Annotated in this window: 29 protein-coding genes, 1 CRISPR repeat array and 1 other annotated feature (1 of these 31 only partly in view); of the genes, 18 read left to right on the forward strand and 11 right to left on the reverse strand. The window is 42.7% G+C overall.

Annotation, left to right across the window (positions count from 1 at the left end; all coding sequences use genetic code 11):
* Window positions 1–51 precede the first annotated feature (51 nt).
* Window positions 52–390, reverse strand: a complete 339-nt coding sequence (locus FC98_RS06020) for an iron chaperone (protein WP_054655633.1) — start codon at window positions 388–390, stop codon at window positions 52–54.
* A gap of 101 nt (window positions 391–491) precedes the next feature.
* Window positions 492–768: a binding site (T-box leader), on the forward strand.
* Between the two features lie 330 nt (window positions 769–1098).
* Here FC98_RS06020 and trpD point away from each other — a divergent pair.
* The 6 genes from trpD to FC98_RS15330 all read left to right on the forward strand — a co-directional run bounded on the left by trpD (window position 1099) and on the right by FC98_RS15330 (window position 5679).
* Window positions 1099–2124 (forward strand): anthranilate phosphoribosyltransferase, encoded by a 1026-nt coding sequence (gene trpD, locus FC98_RS06025; RefSeq protein ID WP_056949319.1) that lies wholly within the window; start codon window positions 1099–1101, stop codon window positions 2122–2124.
* The gene (gene trpC, locus FC98_RS06030) at window positions 2121–2930 is read left to right on the forward strand and encodes an indole-3-glycerol phosphate synthase TrpC (RefSeq protein ID WP_008857486.1); all 810 of its coding nucleotides are present in this window, start codon (window positions 2121–2123) and stop codon (window positions 2928–2930) included. Before trpD ends, trpC begins: the two co-directional genes overlap by 4 nt.
* A 66-nt stretch (window positions 2931–2996) precedes the next feature.
* On the forward strand, window positions 2997–3584 hold the full coding sequence (locus tag FC98_RS06035; protein WP_040471730.1) for a phosphoribosylanthranilate isomerase: 588 nt from the start codon (window positions 2997–2999) through the stop codon (window positions 3582–3584).
* Window positions 3581–4798, forward strand: a complete 1218-nt coding sequence (gene trpB, locus FC98_RS06040; protein ID WP_054655631.1) for a tryptophan synthase subunit beta — start codon at window positions 3581–3583, stop codon at window positions 4796–4798. The genes FC98_RS06035 and trpB overlap by 4 nt, the downstream gene beginning before the upstream one ends.
* Window positions 4791–5582 carry a tryptophan synthase subunit alpha gene (gene trpA, locus FC98_RS06045; protein WP_056949320.1) on the forward strand — a complete coding sequence of 264 codons (792 nt, stop codon included), beginning with the start codon at window positions 4791–4793 and terminating at the stop codon, window positions 5580–5582. Before trpB ends, trpA begins: the two co-directional genes overlap by 8 nt.
* The gene (locus tag FC98_RS15330; protein ID WP_008857481.1) at window positions 5557–5679 is read left to right on the forward strand and encodes a hypothetical protein; all 123 of its coding nucleotides are present in this window, start codon (window positions 5557–5559) and stop codon (window positions 5677–5679) included. The genes trpA and FC98_RS15330 overlap by 26 nt, the downstream gene beginning before the upstream one ends.
* Before the next feature lie 32 nt (window positions 5680–5711).
* On the opposite strand, the gene FC98_RS06050 is transcribed toward FC98_RS15330, so the two are convergent.
* Window positions 5712–6506, reverse strand: coding sequence for a CHAD domain-containing protein (locus FC98_RS06050; RefSeq protein WP_040471729.1), 795 nt, complete (start codon window positions 6504–6506; stop codon window positions 5712–5714).
* 255 nt (window positions 6507–6761) lie between these two features.
* Between FC98_RS06050 and FC98_RS06055 the strand changes: the two genes are divergently transcribed.
* From FC98_RS06055 to FC98_RS06065, 3 genes are read left to right on the forward strand one after another with little or no spacing between them, the layout of a single operon-like run.
* The gene (locus FC98_RS06055; RefSeq protein WP_056949321.1) at window positions 6762–8498 is read left to right on the forward strand and encodes an ABC transporter ATP-binding protein; all 1737 of its coding nucleotides are present in this window, start codon (window positions 6762–6764) and stop codon (window positions 8496–8498) included.
* Window positions 8498–10393, forward strand: a complete 1896-nt coding sequence (locus tag FC98_RS06060) for an ABC transporter ATP-binding protein (protein WP_056949322.1) — start codon at window positions 8498–8500, stop codon at window positions 10391–10393. Before FC98_RS06055 ends, FC98_RS06060 begins: the two co-directional genes overlap by 1 nt.
* 17 nt (window positions 10394–10410) lie before the next feature.
* A complete protein-coding gene (locus FC98_RS06065; RefSeq protein WP_054655629.1) occupies window positions 10411–11334 on the forward strand; it encodes a hypothetical protein in 924 nt (307 codons plus the stop codon).
* Between the two features lie 67 nt (window positions 11335–11401).
* Here the strand turns inward: FC98_RS06065 and FC98_RS06070 are convergent, their stop codons facing one another.
* Window positions 11402–12064, reverse strand: a complete 663-nt coding sequence (locus FC98_RS06070) for a CPBP family intramembrane glutamic endopeptidase (protein WP_050806284.1) — start codon at window positions 12062–12064, stop codon at window positions 11402–11404.
* Between the two features lie 291 nt (window positions 12065–12355).
* Between FC98_RS06070 and FC98_RS06075 the strand changes: the two genes are divergently transcribed.
* The 4 genes from FC98_RS06075 (at window position 12356) to mazE (ending at window position 14496) form a co-directional block, all read left to right on the forward strand.
* Window positions 12356–12673, forward strand: coding sequence for a PadR family transcriptional regulator (locus FC98_RS06075; protein WP_040471727.1), 318 nt, complete (start codon window positions 12356–12358; stop codon window positions 12671–12673).
* On the forward strand, window positions 12666–13244 hold the full coding sequence (locus tag FC98_RS06080; protein ID WP_054655627.1) for a DUF1700 domain-containing protein: 579 nt from the start codon (window positions 12666–12668) through the stop codon (window positions 13242–13244). Before FC98_RS06075 ends, FC98_RS06080 begins: the two co-directional genes overlap by 8 nt.
* A gap of 463 nt (window positions 13245–13707) precedes the next feature.
* Window positions 13708–14202, forward strand: coding sequence for an isochorismatase family protein (locus FC98_RS06085; protein WP_008857472.1), 495 nt, complete (start codon window positions 13708–13710; stop codon window positions 14200–14202).
* Between the two features lie 57 nt (window positions 14203–14259).
* On the forward strand, window positions 14260–14496 hold the full coding sequence (gene mazE / locus FC98_RS06090) for a type II toxin-antitoxin system PemI/MazE family antitoxin (protein WP_008857471.1): 237 nt from the start codon (window positions 14260–14262) through the stop codon (window positions 14494–14496).
* A 110-nt stretch (window positions 14497–14606) separates the two neighbouring features.
* Here the strand turns inward: mazE and FC98_RS06095 are convergent, their stop codons facing one another.
* The gene (locus tag FC98_RS06095) at window positions 14607–15059 is read right to left on the reverse strand and encodes a hypothetical protein (RefSeq protein ID WP_050806283.1); all 453 of its coding nucleotides are present in this window, start codon (window positions 15057–15059) and stop codon (window positions 14607–14609) included.
* A 199-nt stretch (window positions 15060–15258) separates the two neighbouring features.
* On the opposite strand from FC98_RS06095, the gene FC98_RS06100 reads away from it, so the two are divergent.
* Window positions 15259–15468: a hypothetical protein gene (locus tag FC98_RS06100; RefSeq protein ID WP_054655623.1), complete on the forward strand. Its 210-nt coding sequence runs from the start codon at window positions 15259–15261 to the stop codon at window positions 15466–15468.
* Window positions 15469–15751: 283 nt separating this feature from the next.
* Here FC98_RS06100 and FC98_RS06105 read toward each other — a convergent pair whose 3' ends face one another.
* The 3 genes from FC98_RS06105 to FC98_RS06115 form a co-directional block, all read right to left on the reverse strand.
* A complete protein-coding gene (locus tag FC98_RS06105; RefSeq protein WP_040471725.1) occupies window positions 15752–15952 on the reverse strand; it encodes a DUF3923 family protein in 201 nt (66 codons plus the stop codon).
* A 194-nt stretch (window positions 15953–16146) separates the two neighbouring features.
* On the reverse strand, window positions 16147–16497 hold the full coding sequence (locus FC98_RS06110; protein ID WP_081467828.1) for a type II toxin-antitoxin system PemK/MazF family toxin: 351 nt from the start codon (window positions 16495–16497) through the stop codon (window positions 16147–16149).
* Complete coding sequence (locus FC98_RS06115) at window positions 16475–16762, reverse strand: type II toxin-antitoxin system RelB/DinJ family antitoxin (RefSeq protein WP_008857466.1); 288 nt, start codon at window positions 16760–16762, stop codon at window positions 16475–16477. The genes FC98_RS06110 and FC98_RS06115 overlap by 23 nt, the downstream gene beginning before the upstream one ends.
* Before the next feature lie 351 nt (window positions 16763–17113).
* Here FC98_RS06115 and FC98_RS06120 point away from each other — a divergent pair, with 351 nt between their 5' ends.
* From FC98_RS06120 to FC98_RS06135, 4 genes are all read left to right on the forward strand, one after another.
* Complete coding sequence (locus tag FC98_RS06120) at window positions 17114–17620, forward strand: DUF1440 domain-containing protein (protein ID WP_008857465.1); 507 nt, start codon at window positions 17114–17116, stop codon at window positions 17618–17620.
* A gap of 26 nt (window positions 17621–17646) precedes the next feature.
* Window positions 17647–18231 carry an NADPH-dependent FMN reductase gene (locus FC98_RS06125; RefSeq protein WP_008857464.1) on the forward strand — a complete coding sequence of 195 codons (585 nt, stop codon included), beginning with the start codon at window positions 17647–17649 and terminating at the stop codon, window positions 18229–18231.
* Window positions 18232–18242: 11 nt separating this feature from the next.
* Window positions 18243–19106, forward strand: coding sequence for a hypothetical protein (locus FC98_RS06130; RefSeq protein ID WP_008857463.1), 864 nt, complete (start codon window positions 18243–18245; stop codon window positions 19104–19106).
* Window positions 19107–19210: 104 nt separating this feature from the next.
* Window positions 19211–19543 carry a hypothetical protein gene (locus tag FC98_RS06135; protein ID WP_050806282.1) on the forward strand — a complete coding sequence of 111 codons (333 nt, stop codon included), beginning with the start codon at window positions 19211–19213 and terminating at the stop codon, window positions 19541–19543.
* Between the two features lie 90 nt (window positions 19544–19633).
* Here the strand turns inward: FC98_RS06135 and FC98_RS06140 are convergent, their stop codons facing one another.
* The 4 genes from FC98_RS06140 to FC98_RS06155 all read right to left on the reverse strand — a co-directional run bounded on the left by FC98_RS06140 (window position 19634) and on the right by FC98_RS06155 (window position 23282).
* Window positions 19634–20536: a DMT family transporter gene (locus FC98_RS06140; protein WP_235803589.1), complete on the reverse strand. Its 903-nt coding sequence runs from the start codon at window positions 20534–20536 to the stop codon at window positions 19634–19636.
* A gap of 109 nt (window positions 20537–20645) precedes the next feature.
* A complete protein-coding gene (locus tag FC98_RS06145; protein ID WP_008857460.1) occupies window positions 20646–21122 on the reverse strand; it encodes a helix-turn-helix domain-containing protein in 477 nt (158 codons plus the stop codon).
* A complete protein-coding gene (locus FC98_RS06150) occupies window positions 21119–21610 on the reverse strand; it encodes a GNAT family N-acetyltransferase (RefSeq protein WP_054655616.1) in 492 nt (163 codons plus the stop codon). The genes FC98_RS06145 and FC98_RS06150 overlap by 4 nt, the downstream gene beginning before the upstream one ends.
* Before the next feature lie 64 nt (window positions 21611–21674).
* Window positions 21675–23282 (reverse strand): putative polysaccharide biosynthesis protein, encoded by a 1608-nt coding sequence (locus tag FC98_RS06155; protein WP_008857458.1) that lies wholly within the window; start codon window positions 23280–23282, stop codon window positions 21675–21677.
* A gap of 414 nt (window positions 23283–23696) precedes the next feature.
* Window positions 23697–24400: direct repeats of the CRISPR family, unit length 28 nt; unit sequence GGATCACCCCTACATACGTGGGGAATAC; it runs 422 nt beyond the window's last position.

Below are 24400 nucleotides of genomic sequence, written 5' to 3' on the forward strand. Positions count from 1 at the left end.
TTCGGGATATTTTCTCCCTTATCCCGTGATAACATTTCTATTAACGAAATACTAGGGAAGATCCAAATTAAATCTAACAATTTGGCGAATCAGACTTTCTGGAAGCGGCTTATCAACTGGTAGTTGAATGGTGCCCTTGCTCGTTTTGTAATCAGCCAGTTGACCAGCAAATTGAATAATCGCCTCAGCCCCTGGGTAAATGCCAATATGATGTTTAAAATTAGCAAAATGGATAATGTTTCTGTGAAAATAGAAGGTTGGCATACCATACGAAATCTTTTCAATTGAACCTGCTGGCATTTCAGCTGTAATTATTTGATAAAGTCTAATCAGCTGTGAACGCCGTTCTACTGGTTGCTTATCAATATAGTCTCCAATTACTTTTTCCATTCGGAGCGCTCCTTTGTTTTGGTTATTCAAATTATTTAATTAAAATCTGTTGACATTTTTATTATAAAGCTCTAATATACAAAGCAACAATTAATTCGTCCATAAAACCGATGAAGTGGAGATCAAGATTATTGTGCACGCACAGAGAGCTGCCGTTGATGAGAGTGCAGCCGGACGCAGATAATTAAATGGACCACTGAGGGTTTTCCCGAAAATTAACGAGTACGGAAAAACGTGTTGGCATACGTCAGTTGCCGGAGGGATGTTAGTCCCTTGCTAAGCGTAATTAATTGGGGAACTTAATAGATGAAGACAACTTTATTTATCTACCCTGATTAATTGAACTAAGGTGGCACCGCGGAATAATCCGTCCTTAACTTGTATCAAGTTATGGGCGGATTTTTTTGTAGAAAAAGTGAGCGGAGCAGTCCTAATCTAGGTTGCCGAGTCGTTCATAATTTTATTAAACACTAACCAACTACTCTTGGAGGTCCCCTAACATGACAAAAGAAATTAAACGATGGCAATTCATATTCTAAACTTCAACCAATCGATAACTAGACACTTACTAGGACAGCTGCGTAAAGCAACAATCTGCGCGTAAGCACCACCAACAAAAATCCCCAAACCAGGATTTCTGTTGGTGGAGACTTACACTCCGATTGTTACCCGCTTTACTCCGCTCACTTATATTTGGAGGAATTTACCATGATAAAACAAGCCATTGAAAAAGTTGTCAACCACGAAAACCTAACCTTTGATGAAAGCCAAACCGTTCTCGATGAAATTATGAACGGCCAAACATCTGAAATTGAAACTGCCAGCCTCTTGACCGCCTTAACTGCCAAGAACCCAACCATTGATGAAATTGCAGGAGCCGCTTCATCAATACGAAACCATGCTTTGAAGTTCCCAGCTGCTAAAGACGTCTTAGAGATCGTTGGAACCGGTGGCGACCACGCCAACACGTTTAATATTTCAACCACGAGTGCAATCGTAGTTGCCGCAACCGGCACCAAAGTTGCCAAACATGGTAACCGCGCCGCATCATCCAAAAGTGGTGCCGCTGACGTCTTTGAAGCCCTTGGATTGGACATTAATGAAAATCCTGAAACGAGCTTTGAAAGCCTGAAAGAAAACAACCTCTGCTTCTTATTTGCCCAAGAGTACCACAAATCAATGAAGTACGTTGCCCCAGTTAGAAAGCAATTAGGCATCCGAACCATCTTCAACATCTTAGGGCCTTTGGCAAATCCTGCGCGCCCAACCCAGCAATTACTTGGGGTTTATGATGAGAATCTCCTCGAACCACTTGCCAACGTCCTGAAAAAATTAGGTGTTAAAAACGCCATGGTGATCCACGGCCGGGATGGTTTGGATGAAATGACGGTTGCCGATGAAACGGCTGTCGTTGAATTAAAGGACGGCAAGCTAACAAAATACATCCTAACACCGGAACAATTTGGTTTTAACCGTGCTAACCGTGATGACCTCGTTGGCGGTACCCCTGAAGAAAATGGTCAAATTACCCGTGATATCCTCGCTGGCAAGAAGGGCCCCAGACGTGACATCGTGCTACTAAATGCCGGTTCAGCCTTACACCTTGCCCACCCAGAATTATCAATTCAACATGGAATTGTCTTAGCAGCCAAGGCCATTGATACCGGCAAAGCCCAGGCAGAATTGAACCGCCTAATCGCCTTTTCAGACAATCGCAAGGACGTGGTCGCATGATCTTAGATGATTTAGTTGCTGCAACCAGGATTCGACTAAAAAGGCACCAAGAAAAGGTTTCGCTAGCCCAGTTAAAGCGACGGGTTGAGCAACAGTCAGCCGATGAGAATCCTGATTTTCTTTCTATACTAAATAATCCAGGATTACACGTGATTGCCGAAGTTAAAAAGTCATCCCCCTCCAAGGGAACGATCGTCAGTAATTTCCCCTACTTACAAATTGCAGAAACTTATGACAAGGCTGGAACGGATGCCATCTCGGTGTTGACAGAACCTGATTACTTTAACGGCCATCTCAATTATTTAAAAGAAATCAGCCATAAGGTAACAGCACCAATCCTACGTAAAGATTTTACGATCGACCCTTATATGATCTACGAAGCCAAAGCCAATGGCGCCTCAATCGTCTTATTAATTGTCGCTATTCTCACTGATCACCAGCTTAGGGAATACAGAGAGCTTGCTGAAGAATTAGGCATGCAAGCAATTGTCGAGGCTTACACAGAAGATGAAGTTAACCGGGCATTGCAATCAGACGCCAAAATCATCGGCATCAACAATCGCAACCTCAAAGATTTTCACGTTGATTTCAATAATAGTTTAAAGCTCAAATCCTTGGTGCCAGCCAACATTCCGGTAATTGCCGAAAGTGGGATTCAAACCCAAGCGGATGTTGCCAAGTTAGCTGGTGCTGGGTTCAAAGGTGTTTTAATTGGGGAAACCCTAATGCGAGCAGCCGACAAACAAGCACTGATTCAAGCATTTAAGGCATCCACTGCTGTGACTGACTCTAAAGCAACTAAATAATGAATCAGAATCATTTGCATCCAAACAGTGAGCTCATTTAATTCCATATAGAAAGCAGGCATGGAAATGGTCAAAGTTAAAATTTGTGGCTTAATGCGGCACCAAGATGTTGAAGCCGTTAACGCAGCCAGGGCCGACTTTGCCGGATTTGTCTTCGCACCCAGCCGCCATCAAGTCACCCTAGCAACAGCATTAGAACTCCGGGCGCATTTAAACCCTGACATTCCAGCTGTTGGTGTCTTCGTTAATGAATCCGTAACCGATATTTTAGCAACCTATCGCGCTGGGGCTATCGACATCGCCCAGCTTCACGGCAAAGGTACGCCAGCAGAAATTGCCAGGCTGCAGGCAGCGGGGTTAAACGTTATCCAAGTGTTTGAACGCCAAGCAATCGATACCACTTCTAAGGCAGACTATCTGATGGTTGATAGTGGCAAAGGCAGTGGTCAGGTCCTCGATTGGCAGCCAATCCCACCGTTAGCCCAGCCACTGATTTTAGCAGGTGGCTTGACCCCCACAAACGTCGGTCGAGCTAGTCGCATCGTCAACCCAGATATCGTTGATGTCTCCAGCGGCGTTGAAACCGACCAAATTAAAGACCCAGTTAAAATAAACGCATTCATTAAAAACGCAAGAGAGGAAGTTGTCCTATGACAAAATTAAAAGAAGAAACCCAAAAGGCCCGCGCTGGCATCTACGCTGGTACATATGGCGGCCAGTATATCCCAGAAACGTTAATGACCGAACTTGAAAAAGTTGATAAGGCATTCCATACATTAAAGGACGATCCTGACTTTAAAGCCGAATTACATGACCTGCTTGTTAACTACGCCAACCGTCCATCCTTGCTCTACTATGCTAAGAACATGACAGAAGATCTCGGCGGTGCCAAAATTTACCTCAAACGCGAGGACTTAAACCATACTGGCGCGCATAAGATTAATAACGTCATTGGTCAAGCCCTCCTCGCCAAACACCTGGGCAAGAAACGACTGATTGCTGAAACCGGAGCTGGCCAACATGGAGTTGCCACCGCCACTATCGCCGCACTATTCGGAATGGAATGCGAAATTTTCATGGGCAAGGAAGATACCGACCGCCAAAAGTTAAACGTTTATCGCATGGAACTCCTTGGCGCTAAAGTTCACCCCGTAACCACCGGCACAATGGTTCTAAAGGACGCCATCAACGCAGCGTTGCAGGAGTGGGCTACCCGTTCCGAAGATACCTTCTACGTGATGGGTTCCGCTGTTGGTCCTTACCCGTTCCCAGAAATGGTCAAACATTTCCAAAGCGTCATCAGCAAGGAATCCAAGATTCAACTTAAAGCCAAGGAAAATACCTTGCCTGACATGGTCGTCGCCTGTGTCGGCGGCGGCAGTAACGCCATCGGCAGCTTCGCCGATTACATTGATGACCCAAGTGTCAAATTAGTTGGGGTTGAGGCAGCTGGCAAAGGGGTTAACACCGATAAAACCGCTGCAACCATTGAACGGGGCTCGGTTGGCATTTTCCATGGGATGAAATCCTTATTCCTCCAAAATGAAGACGGCCAGATCAATCCGGTTTATTCAATTTCAGCCGGGTTAGATTACCCTGGTGTTGGCCCCGAACACGCTGCGCTGGCTAAAGAAGGCCGTGCCCAGTACGTTGGCATCACCGATGATGAATCCGTCCAAGCATTTGAGTACATTGCCAAAGAAGAAGGCATCGTTGCCGCGATTGAAAGCTGCCACGCCATTGCCTACGTCGAAAAAGTGGCGCCAACTATGTCTAAGGATCAGATTATCGTTTGCACCCTTTCTGGCCGAGGAGACAAAGACGTTGCCAGCATCGCTAAATATAAAGGAGTCGATATTGATGAGTAATCTGACAGAAATATTTAAAAATCATAAAGCCTTTATTCCGTTTGTCGTTGCTGACGACCCGGACTTTGATACAACCGTAGCTAATATCGTTGCTCTGGCTGACGGTGGCGCCGACATCGTTGAAGTTGGCATCCCATTTTCAGATCCAATCGCTGATGGAGCCGTCATTCAAGCAGCTGATTTGCGTGCATTTGCGTCAGGGGTCCGTACCAAAACCGTTTTTGACATCATCGCAGAAGCCCGCAAGCAAACAACTGTCCCAATCGTTTTTCTGACCTATTTGAATATCGTCTTCAAGTATGGCTACGACGCGTTTTGTCAAAAGTGTCAGGCGTTAGGGGTTTCTGGCCTGGTCATCCCCGACATGCCATACGAAAGTAAAGCTGAAATCATGCCTGCTGCCAACAAGTACGGCATCGATATCATCCCACTCATCACCCCTACTTCTGGTCACCGAATTGAAAAGATTGCCAAAAACGCCACTGGCTTTATCTACGTTGTGTCATCATTGGGAATTACTGGTGAACGCAACGAATTTTTCAACGGCTTAAAAGACCTGGTAAGTGAAATCAAGAACTATACAGACGTGCCAACCGCAATTGGCTTTGGGGTTTATACACCAGAACAGGCAAAGACGATGGCCAGTATCGCTGATGGGGTTATCATTGGCAGTGCCATCGTGGATATTGTTGCTCGGGAAAAACAGGCGGCACCAAAAGCTGTCGAAGCATTTACCAAGGCCATTCGAAGTGCCATGGATGAAGGTACTAAAGCGAGCGTTTGATGTTGGCCTCCTTAATAGCGTCATTGCACATCACTCATTAACTTCCAAAAACGAAGAGAACCAGACAGCCATTCCTAAGATGGGAATGATTGTGTGATTCTCTTCGTTTTTGCAAGCCTATTGATTCTCCTACCCCTTAGTTCCACTATCAGCTATGATATTGCGCTGAGCCTGCGCCATCTGTAGTAATAGTTTGGCTTCACTTGGATTATTGGTCCTAGCCGCAAATTGCCGTAACAGGCCATCATTAACGTGGGCATCAGTAATTCGCCCCGACTCATCCTGAATTGCTTTGGCCTTCTTGCCAACCTTATTAGCAAGTTTAGGGGCAAAGTCAGCGAAAGTCGTTGCAGCGTACCTTACCGTCTTCGCCTTCTTGCGGATTTGATGAACCCGGCCATAATTGTTAAAATCCAATCGGTCATAATTCCGAATAACCTTATCAGTACGGCGTTTCAGTTCTCGAACAATATATTTATGCCAATCAGTTGTTTTGTCAAACGCGAGTGTTTTTAGATGTTCCTCAATGTTATCTAGGTCCGCCATTAACTGCTGCTGACTTGCTGCCGCCAGCACCTGGTGCATTGCCGCCTCACGTTTATCATGAAAGTCTTGAAATAGACTCTGGTAATCACTTTGACTATCGGGGTGAGCATACGCAAAACTACTAGCTTGTGAAATTAGCACATCGAGTTCACGAAGTGGTCCAAATATCATTGCGGCATCACTCAGCGTTTGGTCAATATCTTCAAAGGTGGTTTGTGGGATTTCCTGCTTTAAAAACTTAAATAGCCCGCGCAATGTTCGAATTGACACTCGCAAATCATGCACCCGGTCAATGGAATATGGATTGTTTTGAAAACGGATAAGTTCAGTTTGAATTAGATTGAATTTTTCAGCTAAAACTTGTTGAACTGATTTCATTTCTTTGCCTCTTCTCATTAACAAACTGTGGCCATAATATCGAATCGAGTCTCTTTAACTACTATTATATATTGGTTAACCGCCCCTATGTATAAACACGTGAATTTTTCTGTTGATTAGTTCATAATGGATTCTAACAGTTTGCTAAATTATCCCAATTTATGCTTGTCTTTTTTGGTATCACGCAGTAATATAGTTCGGTACCTAAATAAGCAAACAATTATCACTTAAAAAGAACCTGGAAGGAGTCGCAACATGCTAAAAATTGCCAAGAACCGGATCTCGTATCTGGCAGTCCTTGGAGCGGTGTTATTCATGGCCGTCCAAGTAATTGCCAACCTAAACCTCCCCAGCTTAACCTCAGACATCGTTAACAACGGGGTAGCCAAGGGCGACATTCCGTGTATTTGGAAGGTCGGAGCCGAGATGGCCGGCTTCTCATTAATCAGTATTTTTGCGGCAATCTGCAACGTCTTTTTGGCGGCCAGAACGTCGCAAAAGTTGGGGCAGAATCTGCGAAGTGACGTTTACCGGAAAGTCATTAATTTTACAAAGGATGAATATGATCAGATTGAAACGTCCTCTTTGATTACCCGGACAACTAACGACGTGGTTCAGATCCAAAACGTTGCCATCATCATGTTACGGATGATGCTAATGGCGCCAATTATGTTAATCGGGGCCAGCTTTCTGGCATATACCAAAGATCACCAGTTAACGATGATCTTCTTAATTGTGCTGCCAATCATGATTGTCTTTGTCGGGCTGCTCCTGTACTTCTCCGTGCCACTCTTTAGAGCCATGCAGACAAAAACCGACAAGATTAACCGAATTTTTCGAGAAGGTCTGACAGGTGTCCGGGTTATTCGAGCATTCCGCCAAGATCAATTTGAGCAAGACCGCTTTGAAGATGCCAACAAAGACTATACCGATAATGCCATCAAGGTTAACACCATTATTGCCTTAGCCTTTCCCGTTATGACGTTAATCATGAGTGGAACCAACGTTGCCATCGTCTGGTTTGGCGCCAAGTTAATCGGCAGCCAAGCCATGCAGGTTGGTAACCTAATTGCATTCATGAGTTATGCAATGCAAATTTTGATGAGCTTCATGATGCTCTCAATGGTCTTTGTCTTCATCCCCAGAGCTCAGGCATCTGCCAAACGAATTCAAACGGTTCTAGCTTTAAAATCAACCATGAAACAGGCACCCAAACCAGCTGTGCTTGACCCCCATGCTAAAAATCACACTTTAAAATTTGCCGACGTCGGCTACCGCTATCATAGCGCCGAGCAGCCAGCGTTAAGCGACATTGATTTTGAAGCTCATAGTGGCCAAACAGTGGCTATTATTGGTGGAACTGGTTCCGGAAAGACGACCCTGGTCAGTCTGATCCCCCGTTTTTATGACGTTGGTAAAGGTAAAATCGAATTAGACGGGCACAACATTAATGACCTTTCAATGGTTGCCCTTCGAGACCAAATTTCATTAGTTCCCCAAAAAGCGACGTTATTTACCGGTACTGTGCGGAATAATTTGAAATACGGAAATGACAACGCCACTGACGATCAAATTTGGCATGCCCTAGAAATCGCTCGGGCAAAGGACTTCATTGAGGAAGATCCAAAGGGCCTAGATCTTCAGGTAGAACAAGGCGGTGACAACTTCTCAGGTGGTCAAAAGCAACGGTTAGCAATTGCCCGGGCCCTCGTTAAAAAGTCCTCCGTTTACGTTTTCGATGATTCGTTTTCTGCGTTAGACTTTAAGACCGATGCCGACTTACGAGCAGCTTTGCGAGCCGATAAGCATATCCAACAAAGCATCACCGTTATCGTTGCGCAACGAATCGCAACGGTTGCTGACGCTGATTTAATTTTGGTGTTAGATAACGGTAAGTTAGTTGGCAAGGGCACTCATGATGAGTTACGGAAAACTAACAAGGTTTACCAAGAAATCATTCATTCACAACTACGAGAGGAGGATGAAAAATAATGGCTGAAAAAGATACAACCTCACAAGCCTCGGCTAATCAAAGTCATGGCGGCCCTGGTCGACCAGGCGGCAGTTTCCAGGGCGTCGTCCAAAAGCCCCATAACTTCTGGGGAACCACTCGACGACTACTGGATTATATGCAAGATCGCCTGATTGGCCTAATCTTGGTAATGGTTTTCGCCATTATCAGTGTCATCTTCCAGATCAGAACCCCCAAGATTCTTGGTGAAGCAACCACTGAAATTTTTAAGGGCTTGATGAAGGGTAACGCCCAACAAAAAGCCGGCTTCAATATTGGTTCACTTCCCATCAACTACGAGAAAATTTTCCAAATTATTCTCATTGTCATCGTGATGTATCTGGCAGCGGCCATCTTCAGCTTCTTACAGCAATACATCATGACCCGAATTTCTCAAAATACCGTCTATAAATTGCGGCGCCAAATGAAGCAAAAAATGCGTCTGGTGCCAATTAAGTATTACGATACCCACAGCAACGGTGATGTTATGAGCCGGGCTGTCAACGATATGGATAACATCGCCAGCACCCTCCAGCAAAGCTTAACCCAGGCGGTTACTAGTTTTGTGACCTTCATTGGAACTTTGTGGATGATGTTTACCATCAGCTGGAAGTTAACCCTCATTGCGCTGGTAACCATCCCGCTTAGCTTAGTTATCGTTGGTATTGTTGCCCCTCGGTCACAAAAATATTTTGCGGCCCAGCAGAAGAGCCTCGGGCTATTAAATAACCAAGTGGAAGAGAATTATGCTGGTCAAATCGTTTTAAAGAGTTTCAATAAGGAAAAAGACACAATTGATAAGTTCGAAGTTCAAAACAAGAAGTACTATCAAGCTGCCTGGAAAGCACAATTTATTTCTGGGATTATCATGCCGTTAATGATCTTCTTGAATAACATTGGCTACGTCTTCGTTGCTGTGGTTGGTGGCATTCAGGTTGCGAACGGGACGGTGACGCTTGGAAATGTTCAGGCCTTTCTCCAATATACGAACCAGTTCTCCCAACCAATTTCACAACTCGCCAACTTGATGAATACCATCCAGTCAACCATTGCTTCAGCCGAACGAGTATTTGAAGTGATTGATGAAGAAGAGATGAAAAATACCAAGGCAAATCGGCCAGTTAAAGAAAATACGGATAACCTAGTTGAATTGGAATACGTCCAGTTTGGTTATGAAGATGAACTATTGATGAAAGATTACAATTTAGCAGTTAAACCAGGCCAACAGGTGGCCATCGTTGGGCCTACTGGTGCTGGGAAGACGACTATCATTAATTTGTTAGAGCGCTTTTACGATGTTAAGGGTGGCAGTATTCGCCTTAAGGGTGTTGATACCCGCGACTTAGACCGCGAAGAATTAAGATCTCATTTTGCAATGGTGCTTCAAGATACCTGGCTATTTACCGGCTCAATCTACGACAACATTAAATATGGTAGAGAAGATGCCACTAAGGATGAGATTATCGATGCAGCTAAAGCAGCTCACGTGGATGAATTTGTCCGTAAATTACCTAAGGGCTATGATACGGTGCTAAACGAATCCGCCTCGAATATTTCTCAAGGTCAGCGCCAATTGGTCACCATCGCCAGAGCATTTGTGGCCAATCCAGAGATCCTAATCTTGGATGAGGCCACCAGTTCGGTTGATACCCGGACCGAAGTTCAAATCCAGCACGCAATGAGTCAATTACTGGAGAACCGGACGAGCTTTGTGGTTGCCCATCGACTATCAACGATTCAAAACGCCGATAACATCATTGTGATGAATCACGGCGCTGTCGTTGAAACCGGAACGCATCATGAGTTGCTAGCAAAGAACGGCTTTTACGCCAACCTTTACAACAGTCAATTCTCAGACGACGTGTCGTTTGACTAGGAGGGGAGAAGCTACCAATGAAAAAAATCATCAGTTTATTATTCGCAGCTGCTTCACTAACACTGTTTCTGAGTGGCTGTGGCAAACCAACTTTGACCGTTTCAGATCATCATTTGAGTGCCAATGCCCTCGCTGTTACTGTTAAGGGCAAGAGTAACCAGGACAAAGTTCACTATGCCATTAATGGTGGCCCTAAGAAATCAGCCAAAACCCAAAACGGCGCCTTTGTCATCAGCGTGCCAACCAAGGATTATCGACAGACTGTCAAGCTAACGGCTGACGGCAAGCATCAAACTGTTCAAGTGGCAAGAGCCAAGGTGATCGCCAGTTACAGCAAAGTCCGAGCTTCGTATAACCAAGCACTGACTGGATCAGCCCTCTCCAAGAAAGACCAAAAGCTAGCGATGGGACTGGCAAAACAAGGTGCTCAATTAAAGAAAGAATCACAGGCATTGAAAGCCAACAAGTCAACGAGCATGGCCGCTATGCAGCAAAAGGCCAAGCAAGCTGCCGCCCTTCAGCAGCAAGCCCAGCAGCTTAAGCAAACCCAGGCCCAATTGGCACCGGCAATGAAACGGGCAAAGGCCAGCGTGGCCGATCAGCTACTGCCAGCCAAGCCAAAGAATGGCATTAGCAATTTAATTTCAAGCCATAAAATGACGTTAAGAGCTAATTTGCACGATGGAAAGACATTGGGAATTGCCATGATGGTTCCCGTATCCAGCTTAAAACATAAGAGGGATCTCAAGCCATTCATCATGTCGTTCTCGATCCTAGCTGACAGCGTTGGTGCAAATGCCAAGCACGTTTTAAAGGATTTCCAAAAATCCGCTAAGGCCAAGAAATCAAGTTCAACGACCGCGCCAACGTTCCATTCAAACGGCATCCAGTTTAGCTTAGGGTACTCGACCACGACACTGTATGTCTTTATTACTAAATAACCCTAATGAAAAGGATCGTCTTATGCCAAATCGGCATGGACGATCCTTTTAAACTATTCACATAAAATTACAACACAAACATCATCGCATCCCACACACAATGCAAAATCGTGCTCGGCCACAAATTCTTCGAGCGGTAAAAGACCCAGCCAAAGATCAATCCAAGCGGCAGAACTGTCAAGGCATTATTCAACCACCCCATCGCTGACAAGTGACCAACAAAATAAATTGGCAAGTGGATGCCTAAAAATAGAAGGGCTTGAATGATGTTCGCGGTCATAAAGTCGTAGCGGTGTAGTAGCCGGTTCATAAAATATCCTCTAAATATGAATTCTTCGGCCACCCCCGCAATTAGTGCAACCCCAATGAAACCGTGACGCTCACGGGTAAACAAATCTGGCATAATGGTTAGCGAATGTTGTTCATAGATGGCCGTCACCAAAAGATACCCGACAAATAAAATGAGCAATATCCAAAACAAGGTTGGAAAGTGACGATTGTACAATTTTTTACTCAACCACAGTTGAGCTTGATCTGAATGAAGCCACCAAATTCCCAGCCCAAGCCAAAGGATGGATTTGATTACCGTATTTACAATGAAGTCAGCATAATTTGCAGTAGCTGGCAGTCTGACGAGTTCATCGTATAAGTAATCTTGAACACCTAACCAAATGAGCCAGAAGATGGCGTATTTGATGGACAGATCTATGAGCCAATTAGTTTGTTTCAATATTTTCTCCCTTAACAATCATTTATTTTGTTGCTGATGGGCTAATCGACTTCACAACGCAAACTTGTCCGTTTACAGAAACAATCGACCCCGTTCTCAGTCACCTGCTTCCAATCATCTATCAGTCTATCGATTGACTTCATCTTACTCCGATTGATTTTAAATGGCGACCCTCCTTCCCAGAAGCATGCTGCCGTGAAAAAAGTTTGGATTAAACTATCAATTATCAAACTAATACTATTGAATTTTAGTACTATGCGTTGTATAGCATTCTCGAAAGGAGGGATAGTGATGAATCCACAGTTAAAAAAAGGCTTTTTGGAATATTGTATTCTGGCAGTCTTAAACAAAGGCGACTCATATGGATACAAGATCATCAAAGATGTGGAAGCAACTTTCCCAATTTCAGAATCAACGCTATATCCAATACTAAAGAGGCTAGAGAAGAACGAATACATTACCAGTCATAACGAAATATATAACAATCGTGTCCGTCGCTACTATCATTTGACGTCACAAGGCATCACCCGGACCAAAGAATTTTTAGCAGAACAAGGTCAGATCGAAGGTATTTATCAATTCGTTAGAGAGGCGTTCGAAAATGAATAAAGCTGAGTTTTTAGACAAATTACAAACTAATTTGAAACGATCGCACGTTGTGGATATCAACCGCTATCTCCAAGATTACCGCGAACTCATTGCGGATGAATCAGAAGCTCGTTCCGTTAGTGAAGATCAAGTTGTGAATGGATTGGATGATCCTAAGACAATTGTCAGGAATATCATGACTGAAGATCATCCCAAGACTCATTTTCCGACCGCGTGGTTAGTGTTACTTATTCTTGCACTAGTTATTGGCTCACCACTCTGGTGTTCCTTACTGCTACTCGGCATTATCCTCATCTTACTTGGATACTTACTGGTTTGGCTAATTCCAGCTGGGCTAATTGTCTTCTCCCTGTCAGCTTTAGTTATCGGCGCTTATGGGCTGCCAGCGGGGATTGTTTCCCTATTTAAAGTTGGCGTGGCAATTGGGGCCGCTGAGCTTGGTACTTCTTTGATTGGGTTCAGCTTGGCACTGTTAGTCGGCGCCATCTCCTGGTGGAGCATTAAGTACTTTTCAATCGCCTCAATTGCTTTTTCAAAGTGGCTCATTAGTAAATTCAAGGAGGCTTATTAAAATGTTATTGATTTGGTTAAAAGAAAACTATTGGTGAATCGCTGGTTTGTTACTGATCTTGGGTTTGGTATTATTTGTTGCTGGACTTGCATTTGGTGGCTTTAGTTTCAATATGTTTAATTATCCTGGAAATATTGATTATCGGCCTTGGTACTGGTTCTTGGGATTTTAATAAGATAAGTAAACCTTAGAAACAAAATGAGGAAAACTTCAAGATAGGTAATTCTAAAAGAAGTGATCCTCATTTTTTATTCTGATATTCAAAAGTCATTGCCACTTTAAAGGAGATAATCATGCCTGGTAGAACTCACAACCTTATTATTAATATTTTGAAATTAATTAGCTGGCTATTTTTTCATAAATTTTGCCGCCATTATTTGGGAGATCTAACCAGTTTGAATTCATCCCCCACCATTAGCAGTGTATACTTGAGTCACAATTTTATCATTAAGGAGCCTTCTATATGAAAAATACGGCACTACTAGTCATCGACCTTCAAAACGGTCTTCGAAACACGTTTAACTTTTCAAACCTTATCGACAAAATCAATCAAAAAATTGATACTTATCATAACGAAGACGCACCCGTTATCTTTATGCAACATGTCGATTCAGACTTAACATATGGATCTACCGATTGGCAAATCGTTAGCGCTGCTCATTGGTCGGCTAGTGATCGCGTCTTTTTAAAATATCATAGTGATTCCTTCTACGAAACCGGCCTGGAATCCTATTTGCATCACCTTGGTGTCACCACCATTGATGTCTGTGGTTTGCAGACAGAATACTGTATCGACACCGCAATCCGAGTCGGCCACGACCGGGGCTTTAAAATGGTCACCACGACTGGTTTGAATTCAACCTTTGATACGAACGATTTGAGTGCCCAGCAGATCATTAAGCATCACGAAGGAATTTGGAATGGGGCGTTTGCGGAGGTTGTGGGGCGTAACAATTGACGCTAATAGGCTAATTTTAAAGAATTAGATATAATAAACCTATAGGTGGTGATAATTATGATTGTCAAAACTAAAAAATATGGGAATTCAATCATGATTCCTATTCCCAAAGGTTTTGGAGTTAGCCAAGGTGCTGAATTCATAGCAGTTCAAGATGATGATGGTGCCATTTCATTCATCCCAGCTCATCACAATATTTTTGAACAGAATCCAGAATACAATGTTCGAGCTGCGCTTCAGGAAATGGCAATTCCAGATAACGGAAATAATACCGGAAAAGAAGACATTTGGTAGCCAATAAGTTCCCAACTTATGAGCTAAAACACCAAAAGCCTTTAGCATTGAGATTTGCTTCTTCAAATACTAAGGCTTTTTGTTAATTTATATGATACTATTTCACTTTTTTAAAGATTGTTCCTACTGGAATGGGCCCAATTCCAGCCCAAAAGCCCCAATAACACCACCGGTCCCAACAGTCCATAAATCACCGCCATCGCAATCTTGAGCACAGCACCATATTGGTCATCATGCATCTTAGAATAAAAAACAGTCCGATCCGCCTGAACGGCTCTTGGATTAGCGATACTCCAATCATTCTTGGCAGCTTGTTTAACGCCAAATTGCTTGATATCCTCACCGTATTGCTTAAGTCCCTGAGTCGCCAACGAATGATATGCTGGGTACAATTGCTTTCGAATACATAGCGACAGCTGGCAAATCCACGAAAGGATCAACCAAATATTAAACCCGTTCCAGTTAAAATCGAACTGGGCATTTTTGTTCAAATTGAAGAAATAACCCAGTATCAGGATAATGGCAGTTTGAAAAATAAATCGAATCGCGATTTTAAGCTTCATGATGCACCACCTCACCGCTAGTAGACTTTCCCATCTCATCGAAATATCATTTATTTCTAATTTTGAGTTACATTTAATATAAAGACCGCCACTATGAATGTCAATATATTTTGGTTTGATGATCATTATATTTTCTGTTACCATTATCTAACCGATTTGACTATGCGCTAATCACTAAATCAAAAACGAGGGATCTCAAATGACAAATAATAACCGCAGTACAAAATTAGAAAATAATCATGCTCACTCTTTGAACCCAGAAAATCAACCAACACCAAATAGCGGCCTCAAGGAAGAAACACTATCCGAAAAATACGCATCCTACAAGAGACACCCTGATGATTACCAACAACCCAACGATCTAAAAGAATGGCTAAATCGGAAGTCAACTGGTAAAGAATTATGGTAACGCAAGTTAGATCTAATGTTGATCGTATTTCCCAACAAAAACTTTGACTAATTTTCAAAATCCCCTTTGGCTACTTTAATAGCCAAGGGGATTTTAACGTAACAAAAACCATTTATTCTCACTGATCATCAAGACTTTTGGGTTCGTAAGATCAAGGCAGCCACGGCCGCTACGAAGCTAATCCAAATCATCAGCCAACTAGCAAGGATTTGAGGCAACCATGAGGCCTATTCAATAACTTATTTAGAAATATTCACTAGTCATTTTGTCGCCTCTTTGTGCCTCAACGAACTAACCAAACAATCCATTCAATCACCACAATCATTGCAACAAAGATAGCCCAAATAAGCAATGCCATTAACTTCATCTTAGGTGTTTGAACAATTCCCGCACCATCGACGCCACGAAGCCAAATCCAGCCGCTAACTCCGATGAAAATAATTGCTAACCATAAGTTTGAAATCCACCATCCTGAATGCTTCATATTGCCCACCTCCAAACTAACAATTGCTAATCTGACATTAAATTCATCCTCATAATACACCCCTCATAAGGCTTTTACCTTCAATGACATTTTTACTTTACCGTGATGTGTTACATAACAGAAAAACCGCTTATGTGCCAATAACCATTCAACACGTAAGCGGATTTTTCGAATTAATATTAAATTGGGGTAACTTATTTGGCTTCCAGCCGATGCTTTTCAATGAACTCACTAAGCCTAAACACATCTGCATCACTTAAAGTTCCGATTTTGACAACTTTTATTTTTTCACTGTTAATCGTAATTGTTTGGCCAACATCAATCCATGATGGCTTTCGTAAATTTGCTTGTTGCCAATCAACGATGTGACAATAAGCCTTCTGAATCCGCGGTGATTTACTTTGATACTTAGAGGTAATTCGAAAGACACTTAACTGCCGGCCCCTTTTAGAAATCAGAAGAACAGGTCGCGTCTTACCACCAGTCTTTTCCTTATAGGCAATGAACGCAACCAAGACATCATTAGTATCCATCATCGTCGTCATATAATCTATCCAATTCTTGAGAGTTATTGATCTTCACATTCGGAAGTGACTTGCTCATTTCCTTTATCTTAAGATTAGCTTGTTCTCGCGGAGTTAGCTTCAAGTCAAAGGGCATCCCACCAACCGCAACAATTCGCTTATAAAATGCAGTTAACGCGGTCGTTTGGTTGATCCCCAAACCATCTAATACTTCTTCAGCTTCATCCGCAAGCTGCCGATCGAGTTGAACCTGAATCCTTTTCTTATTCTTTTCGCTCACAGCCATGAGATTTCTCCACCCTTCTATTCAAGTATATCTACACCCATATTATACTACATTATGAGTTTCCATTTAATATAAATATCATTCAAATGATTTCCTTGTGAGGGATTTGACCAGATCATTGTTAAGACAGAAACACATTTCAAATTGCAATATAAAGAATTTACTTTAAATATGTTCTAAGTGTTCTCTACCCCTTCTCCCTATTACACCCACACGCCATTAAAATAGCAATTTACCCCACTTACTGCTGTTAAGAAGAAAATCCCCCTTTAAATAGTATGTTCGCTATAATGTAAGTGAAACCATTTAAACGTATGATTGGTTACCATATTTTAAGGGAGTGCGATCATTTTGAATAAATCCATTAACTGGAAAGCAGCAATCATTGCAGGCGGTGTCGCTGGTGTTGTTTCAGGGCTCGTTAAATTGGGCTGGGAAAACGTGTTACCACCACGGACACCCGCTCGGAATAAAACCAATCCACCACAGCGACTGTTGGAACAATTTGGTATTCCGGCAACAATCACGCATTCAACTTACACGTATTCAGAACAACAATTGCCTTGGGTAAGTTACATGATTCATTTTGGCTTCTCAACTTCGTTTGCCGTTTTCTACACCGTTGCTGGCCGTTACGTACCATTTATTCGATTAGGTCAAGGGACCTTATTCGGGCTTGGCATCTGGGGCGCATTTCACCTTGGCGTGATGCCCGCAATGGGAACCGTACCCGCACCCAAAGACCAGCCAGCTGAAGAACACGTTTCAGAAGCACTCGGCCACATAGCTTGGATGTGGACTAACCACATTATTAGCGACGCCCTGTATCAACAGCTCACATCAAAGCACAAACAGTAAATTTAATATTTTGGAGGCAGGATTCAATGGTAAAAATTGGCGTTATTTTAGGATCAGTTAGAAGCAAGCTTGGCGAATCGATCTTTAATTACTTACAATCAATGTATTCAGACACTGCAGACGTTCAGTTTGACTGGATTAAGTTAGATGACTTTCCATTAGAACCCTATCATCACGATGAGACACCGTTATCTGAAGGGATTCAAGACTTAAAGGTTAACGAAAAGCGTTGGCTTAATCAATTAAATCATGAGGATGGCTACGTGATCGTGACACCGGAATATGACCATGCCATCCCTGGCACTTTAAAGAATGCCCTGGATTATGTCGGTCCAGAAGTTGATCGCAAACCTGTTCAAATTATTTCCTATTCTTACTATAGCGATGGTGGCATGCTAGCAGCGGAATCGTTTGTAGAAATCCTACAAATGTTGAAAATGATCGTGTTGCCAACGCCAGTTTTACTGTGGAACGCCAATGATAACTTTACGCCAGCCGGCCATTTAATTTTGGATGCCAAAAACAGTGATCATTTTGCTGACCGATTAGATGACGCCTTTCATGAGATTAGTTTTTACACGAAGCTGTTGCATGAGCATCCGTTTAAGTGAGCACTTCGCATATGCAAACAAATCTACCCAACAAAACCACCTTCATCCCCAGCCCACCAGTCAACGAACACGAGATTTTCCGGGCAATGCAGCTCTATCCAGATAACGCCAAGGTCTACCATCCTCACGGAACAATTGACGCCACATCAGTCTTCTGGTTAAATAAACTTCACCCTAACGCCTTAAACTTTGCGGCATTTGTGGATCCTAAGGCCAGTGAACCGTTGGTATTATCAAAACGAATTCTCGGCGATATTCAAAAGCTAGCATGGAAATTTGATGTCAACCGCATCATCACCAGCGACTATGCACCTCAGCACACATTTAATCAGTGGTTAACTCACCAGGGGTTCAGATTGACCGAAAAAGCCGTTCAACCAACGCTAAGGCTTTCTGAAGTGACCATTCCAGAGCCTGATAAGCCTTTGGATGGCCAGCTATTAACAGCTGCCCAGCTTTTGACCCAAGAAAACTTATGGCAGCAGATTGCACAATCTAGTTTAAGTCATTATCAAGCCCAACACCCAAATAATCCGGTCGCTAACATTTCGCTTAATGACTGGCAGCAACTACTATCCGCAAATTTAATCCCCCAAGCACCCGTTGTCCTTCTCGACGCGGATAACCATTTTGAAAGCACTTGTTTTCTCTATCAGCAAGCAAAGGGGCAAGCCATGCTTAATTATCCAGCTGAAGCTAATAATGGCAAACTAATGGTCCTGGTTAATGCGCAACTCCACTGGTTAAAGTCCCATTACCAGGCAGTCACGCTTAGCCTAAGCTCAAATGATCATTTGGGATTGCAGATCTATCATGAATTTCTCTTTGAAAATTCACCGGTTTACGAGACTTATATGAAAATTGTGCAGCATTAGTTAGTTGTTATTGAACCTATCCATGGGTGGTTAACTATCTCAACCCCGTTATAAAGTTTATATTGATTTTGATTCTCAAATTACTCACAAGGGAGGCCTTAGCGATGGGTTCAAGTGGAAACGTCTTTAGCAGTGGTGTCATTGGATCACCAGGCTTTGACGTCACTAAATGGTTTACCAATTCAAATCGCCACGAGTTTATCTTACAATCAACCAAGTCATTTAAAGCCAGGCCATATCATACTGGTGATTCCCCCGTAACCTATTATGTTGCCATGATCAATGGCGATCGCGTGATGCTCACCAAACAGGGCGTGCTTGCGCCAAACACTCATTATGATTTAACTAAATCAATCACTGTAAAAATTCCAGTAACTGGTAAGAGCCAAACTTTTTCATATGTCAGTGATTACGGCTGGATTAACACAACGAAGTGATTCTGAATTTCCAGTCTATTCATGTGACAGCAACCTACTAAGGGGCCCTTGTTCTGTGTTATTTCACACAACAAGAGCCCCTTGTCTATTTTATTCAACATGGCTGAACGTCTCTCTCACTACAACGTAACTTCCAGCAATCATAATCAACGTCGCCACAACTAGTTGTAAAGTAACGCTCTCTCGTAAAAAAATGACCGCGATAAGCGTTGATAAGAATGGTGAAACCGCGTAATAAGCACTGGTTCTGGCAGCACCAATATAACGCTGCGCTAATATATAAAAGAAGATACTGATCCCAAAGGAAAGAAAGCCTAAGACCAGTGCAACAACCATGACGGATAGTGCTGGCCAATTTTCGTGGTCAATAAACGCCACAATTAAAGTTCCAATACCAACTCCAAGCCCTTTGACGATCACAATTTGAATTGGGTTCTTATCAGATAATACCCGGGTAAAATTATTCTCCAACCCCCAGCAAAAGGTTGCGAGAATTACTAAAATGGATCCCCAATTAATTGCTAAGTCACCTACACCACTGATACTTAGAACACAGCTGGCAACAAATACCAATAAAACGCCTAGCCACAGCCGGCCACCTACTTTTTCATGAAAGAACAAAAACGCCAGAATCGTCGTTGCGACCACTTCGAAATTTCCAAGTAGTGAAGCACTTGCCGCGGTGGATAAGTCGATCCCAACGTTCATGAAAATCCCGGCTAAAATGTTCACGATGATCACTGCAATCAACGTGGGAATATCCTTGTTCACTAATGATTTTTCAGCTTTCATATCCGGCAACAACCAATATAGCATTGGTAAGATGAGCACCATTCCCACACCAGTCCCGATATACAACAACGCTGATAGCATGATTGGCGGGCAACTATGCAAAACAACTTTGGCAATTGGGGGATATAAAGCGTATAGGAGAGCGGAAAGCAATGCGATGCCAACCGCTCTTTTAGATTGAGAAGCAGTTAAGGACTTCAAGTTAAGATCTCCAGTTTAATGATATTAATATCTGAATAGCACAGTTTCATCATACCCAAAAGAACTTATATTATCTTGTTAGCCTTAAGCAATTATGAACTGTCCGTTACTACTTTGCCGAAATGTGAAATTGACCTTTTCTGAGGGGCTGAATTGTATATGGCTTACCAAACACCGCCATTGCTCTTTGCAAAGCATTCAGGCTAACGTTTAATTGGCCACTTTCAATCTTAGCAAGCTGACTTTGCCTCATACCAATTTTCCCAGCCAATTCCTTTTGGGTCATATTCATGTGCTGTCTTTGAAGCCTAATCGTATAAGCGGCATCAGCATTTGCTGGCAAAGTAATCGCTTCGTTAAGGGGCGTTCCCTTTTCCTCAGCCTCGATTAAATCTGCAATTTCTTCATTGGTTAATGGTCGTTCAAGTGCTTTTCCAAAAAAATCAACTTCTCGGATACCGATTTTATCCAAAATCATGTGCTGTAATTCTATCGAGGCGTATTGATAACTTTCTGAATCGACCGGATTACTTTGAATTTGATTGTCTAAATAGTCTATTCTTGCAAGAACTTTACGCTTCGTCATTTAAAAATCCCTCCGTTAGGTAAATATTTACTAACCACATACTGGCTAGCTTCTGTATCAAAGATCATCAATTGCTTAGTCCGCTGCTTTGCTCCTAAATGAAGATAAAAGTTTTCTGTGCCATCACTCTTGCTAGTCAAAGCGACAAAACCTTCAAACCCATCATTAGAAAATGAATCCATCATGACAAATGCCATTAACATTGCACCATAACCCTGTCCTTGATATTCTTTCATAACCTCAATACTTTCAATCCGATTATATCGACTACTGAATTCACGAGAAAATTTTACCAAGCCGACTACTTTCCCGTCTATCAATAGTCCAACAATCCGTTCACGCGGATCATTAACTTGCCATTCAAAAATAAATCCATCTGTTGTGACGGTGTCTAGCTGATTCGTAAATTCCTTAAAAGCGGGTGCTTTCATAGTGATATTATAGCAAAATATTCCATATTTGAATATTAATGTGATGTTCTTAGACAATGTGAATAATCTTGCTTCCTCCTCAATCTATACATACGAAAAAAGCGGCCGATTTATTGGCTGCTTACTGGAAATGCTTATATCGAAAGTACTTATACCCAATTTTACGATCAAAAATAATTCCCGACAAACCACTGTGATTTGCCATGAACAGATAAATCAACAATGCCACTAGGCCAAAGACACAGCAGAATACAAAAGCCGTAATCAAGCCAGCTGGCACATACAGTTGGTGAATTCCCATTGCTAATGCGATGACAATCGCAAAGAAAATAATATTAACTAGAACCGTTACCCTCAACTTTCCAAACGGTACATGGAACTCACGACGAACCTCGCCATAACTTAGCAAAATAACGAAGCCAAAACCAATTGCCGTTGATAAAATGGCGCCGAATCCCTGCATCAAAATAACCAGTGGTGGCTGGAACAAAAGTTTGGCGACCAGGCCAACACACAAATAGTACATGGCTTTTTTACTGTAATGAAGTGCTTGAAGTAAGGTTAACCCATTGATTGCAAGCCCGAGAATCAAGCTCTGAACAATATTCCAGAAGAGATAATCGCCACCTAGTGTGCTAAAGCTGAAGAAGATCCCGTTAATTTCATAGGATAGCGCGCCTAAGATCGCAACGATCGGTAATAGCGTGAATAGTAACATATTGATATTTTGAAAGATAAGCTTGCCAATGTCAGTATCCCTAGCAGCCAAACTATGTGCTAACAGCGGCAAAGTGGTCTCGGCAACTGCCAACGCCAGCGAAACAACAACCGTCGTAATCTTCGTTGGATTGGCTGAAAACAACGTATAGATATATTGGGTGTACACAGCAGAATAGTGCTGGACGCCCTCCATAACCTGCTTAAAAAATAACTGGTCAATTAATTGACTAAGCGTAATGCCTGAACCAACGATCACAAACGGAATTGACTCATAAGCAATCATCTTAAAAATGCTTTGAATGCTTGATAGGTCATAAGGCTTACTTTTCGCAGCCATTTTCGCATAGGTGGCCGATTGCTTTTTATAGTAGATTCCTAAATAGAGATAACTGGCTACCGCACCAACAAAAGCTGCCATAACGCTAAGGTACACCGCCTCAACGTAGCTGCGGTGGAGCACATAAATGACCACGTAAGTCGATACCAGAATGAAAACAATCCGAATAAATTGTTCCCAAAGTTGGGATACCCCATAGGGCTTCAAATCTTGATTACCTTGAAACCAACCTCTAATACTGCTCATTGAAGGTAAAATGACGATTGCTGGAACTAGTACCCGAATGGAAGTGACAGCACTACTAGTGGAAACAACCGGACTATTTTTGGCAATAATTGGGGCAATCACCCACAAAATTGCGCCACAAAGGATCCCGGACATGAGCATCACAAGGGATCCCACTTTCGCTAATTGTTTAGAATCCAAAAACTTATTTTCACCATTATAAATAGCCACTCGCCGAGCAATGGCGGAAGGAAAGCCAGCCGTGCCAAGCGCAATAAACAGGCCATATGGATTGTACGATGCATTAAATAGCGCCATCGCAACGCTCTTATGTGCCGGTGAGCCAATCATATATAGCCATGGAATTAGATAAACAATCCCAAGTACCCGTGAAAAGATACTGCCAAAGGACAGCCAGAAGGACCCGGACATGATTTTCTTGTTCATAAGTTGAGATACACACTTTCTAAATAAGGATAACTGTTTACTTTGATTATAGTGTAAATGTCTTTAGTTTACCCTGTATTATTAGAGTAAAGTTATTAATCATAAAAACGTTGTTCTGTAAAATAAAAAGAGACAATTAAACATTAATTATAGCAGGAATCATTTATTGTTGGGCAACTTTTGGGGATTAATATTTTTCTTATCCTATCTCACTTAAAAAATAGTTAAGTATCCAATTTGTTGTAAACCCCAATAATACTTCCCTTGTTACTACAAAACAACAATAATAGTCCGTAGAATCAGCTTTGGTCACGGAACGCTTGAATATGATGATATGAAACAACCGATAGCAGGATCTATCCCTACGTATGTGGGGAATACCCAAAAATAATTCCCTTTACACTACAAGCCACAGGATCACCCCTACATACGTGGGGAATACATCGCCCTTGCTGCTGTGGCAACCTTAGTAAGAGGATCACCCCTACATACGTGGGGAATACAACCTTCCACTGCCCCCGCCGTCATCCGCCCGAGGATCACCCCTACATACGTGGGGAATACGTCATTGGCTTGGTACGTGAGGGTTAACGTTTAGGATCACCCCTACATACGTGGGGAATACTTGCAATAATGACACAAAGCCTTTGCAGTTTCGGGATCACCCCTACATACGTGGGGAATACATGATCCTGGAAGATCCAGAGGACATCGAGATGGGATCACCCCTACATACGTGGGGAATACCCTTGTAAATACGATTTACATTCCGTGCATTGAGGATCACCCCTACATACGTGGGGAATACGCCCATGTCATCATCTTGGTGCAGCCGCAGTTGGGATCACCCCTACATACGTGGGGAATACTAATCGTGAAGCAAACGAGCTACTAACGGGCTAGGATCACCCCTACATACGTGGGGAATACTTTTGAGCCTTTGTGTACTCTTGCTTTGCCATAGGATCACCCCTACATACGTGGGGAATACTCTAACTTCTTTTCAGCATAGGGTGCTGGACTAGGATCACCCCTACATACGTGGGGAATACCGTTGCTGTCCAGGCGCTAATGTCGCGGCAAAAGGATCACCCCTACATACGTGGGGAATACTTTTG

This window comes from Lentilactobacillus kisonensis DSM 19906 = JCM 15041 (genome assembly GCF_001434135.1).
Lineage (GTDB): Bacteria > Bacillota > Bacilli > Lactobacillales > Lactobacillaceae > Lentilactobacillus > Lentilactobacillus kisonensis.

What these genes read in the sequence shown, in the direction of transcription:
- FC98_RS06155 (WP_008857458.1), bottom strand. Translation starts at nt 23,282, where the DNA reads ATGAACAAGAAAATCATGTCCGGGTCCTTCTGGCTGTCCTTTGGCAGT.
- FC98_RS06075 (WP_040471727.1), top strand. Translation starts at nt 12,356, where the DNA reads ATGAATCCACAGTTAAAAAAAGGCTTTTTGGAATATTGTATTCTGGCA.
- FC98_RS06135 (WP_050806282.1), top strand. Translation starts at nt 19,211, where the DNA reads ATGGGTTCAAGTGGAAACGTCTTTAGCAGTGGTGTCATTGGATCACCA.
- FC98_RS06125 (WP_008857464.1), top strand. Translation starts at nt 17,647, where the DNA reads ATGGTAAAAATTGGCGTTATTTTAGGATCAGTTAGAAGCAAGCTTGGC.
- trpC (WP_008857486.1), top strand. Translation starts at nt 2,121, where the DNA reads ATGATCTTAGATGATTTAGTTGCTGCAACCAGGATTCGACTAAAAAGG.
- FC98_RS06145 (WP_008857460.1), bottom strand. Translation starts at nt 21,122, where the DNA reads ATGACGAAGCGTAAAGTTCTTGCAAGAATAGACTATTTAGACAATCAA.
- FC98_RS06130 (WP_008857463.1), top strand. Translation starts at nt 18,243, where the DNA reads ATGCAAACAAATCTACCCAACAAAACCACCTTCATCCCCAGCCCACCA.
- FC98_RS06065 (WP_054655629.1), top strand. Translation starts at nt 10,411, where the DNA reads ATGAAAAAAATCATCAGTTTATTATTCGCAGCTGCTTCACTAACACTG.
- FC98_RS06115 (WP_008857466.1), bottom strand. Translation starts at nt 16,762, where the DNA reads ATGGCTGTGAGCGAAAAGAATAAGAAAAGGATTCAGGTTCAACTCGAT.
- FC98_RS06080 (WP_054655627.1), top strand. Translation starts at nt 12,666, where the DNA reads ATGAATAAAGCTGAGTTTTTAGACAAATTACAAACTAATTTGAAACGA.
- FC98_RS06100 (WP_054655623.1), top strand. Translation starts at nt 15,259, where the DNA reads ATGACAAATAATAACCGCAGTACAAAATTAGAAAATAATCATGCTCAC.
- FC98_RS06020 (WP_054655633.1), bottom strand. Translation starts at nt 390, where the DNA reads ATGGAAAAAGTAATTGGAGACTATATTGATAAGCAACCAGTAGAACGG.
- FC98_RS06060 (WP_056949322.1), top strand. Translation starts at nt 8,498, where the DNA reads ATGGCTGAAAAAGATACAACCTCACAAGCCTCGGCTAATCAAAGTCAT.
- FC98_RS06105 (WP_040471725.1), bottom strand. Translation starts at nt 15,952, where the DNA reads ATGAAGCATTCAGGATGGTGGATTTCAAACTTATGGTTAGCAATTATT.
- trpA (WP_056949320.1), top strand. Translation starts at nt 4,791, where the DNA reads ATGAGTAATCTGACAGAAATATTTAAAAATCATAAAGCCTTTATTCCG.
- FC98_RS06035 (WP_040471730.1), top strand. Translation starts at nt 2,997, where the DNA reads ATGGTCAAAGTTAAAATTTGTGGCTTAATGCGGCACCAAGATGTTGAA.
- FC98_RS06085 (WP_008857472.1), top strand. Translation starts at nt 13,708, where the DNA reads ATGAAAAATACGGCACTACTAGTCATCGACCTTCAAAACGGTCTTCGA.
- FC98_RS15330 (WP_008857481.1), top strand. Translation starts at nt 5,557, where the DNA reads ATGAAGGTACTAAAGCGAGCGTTTGATGTTGGCCTCCTTAATAGCGTC.
- FC98_RS06055 (WP_056949321.1), top strand. Translation starts at nt 6,762, where the DNA reads ATGCTAAAAATTGCCAAGAACCGGATCTCGTATCTGGCAGTCCTTGGA.
- FC98_RS06110 (WP_081467828.1), bottom strand. Translation starts at nt 16,497, where the DNA reads ATGACGACGATGATGGATACTAATGATGTCTTGGTTGCGTTCATTGCC.
- mazE (WP_008857471.1), top strand. Translation starts at nt 14,260, where the DNA reads ATGATTGTCAAAACTAAAAAATATGGGAATTCAATCATGATTCCTATT.
- FC98_RS06050 (WP_040471729.1), bottom strand. Translation starts at nt 6,506, where the DNA reads ATGAAATCAGTTCAACAAGTTTTAGCTGAAAAATTCAATCTAATTCAA.
- trpD (WP_056949319.1), top strand. Translation starts at nt 1,099, where the DNA reads ATGATAAAACAAGCCATTGAAAAAGTTGTCAACCACGAAAACCTAACC.
- trpB (WP_054655631.1), top strand. Translation starts at nt 3,581, where the DNA reads ATGACAAAATTAAAAGAAGAAACCCAAAAGGCCCGCGCTGGCATCTAC.
- FC98_RS06095 (WP_050806283.1), bottom strand. Translation starts at nt 15,059, where the DNA reads ATGAAGCTTAAAATCGCGATTCGATTTATTTTTCAAACTGCCATTATC.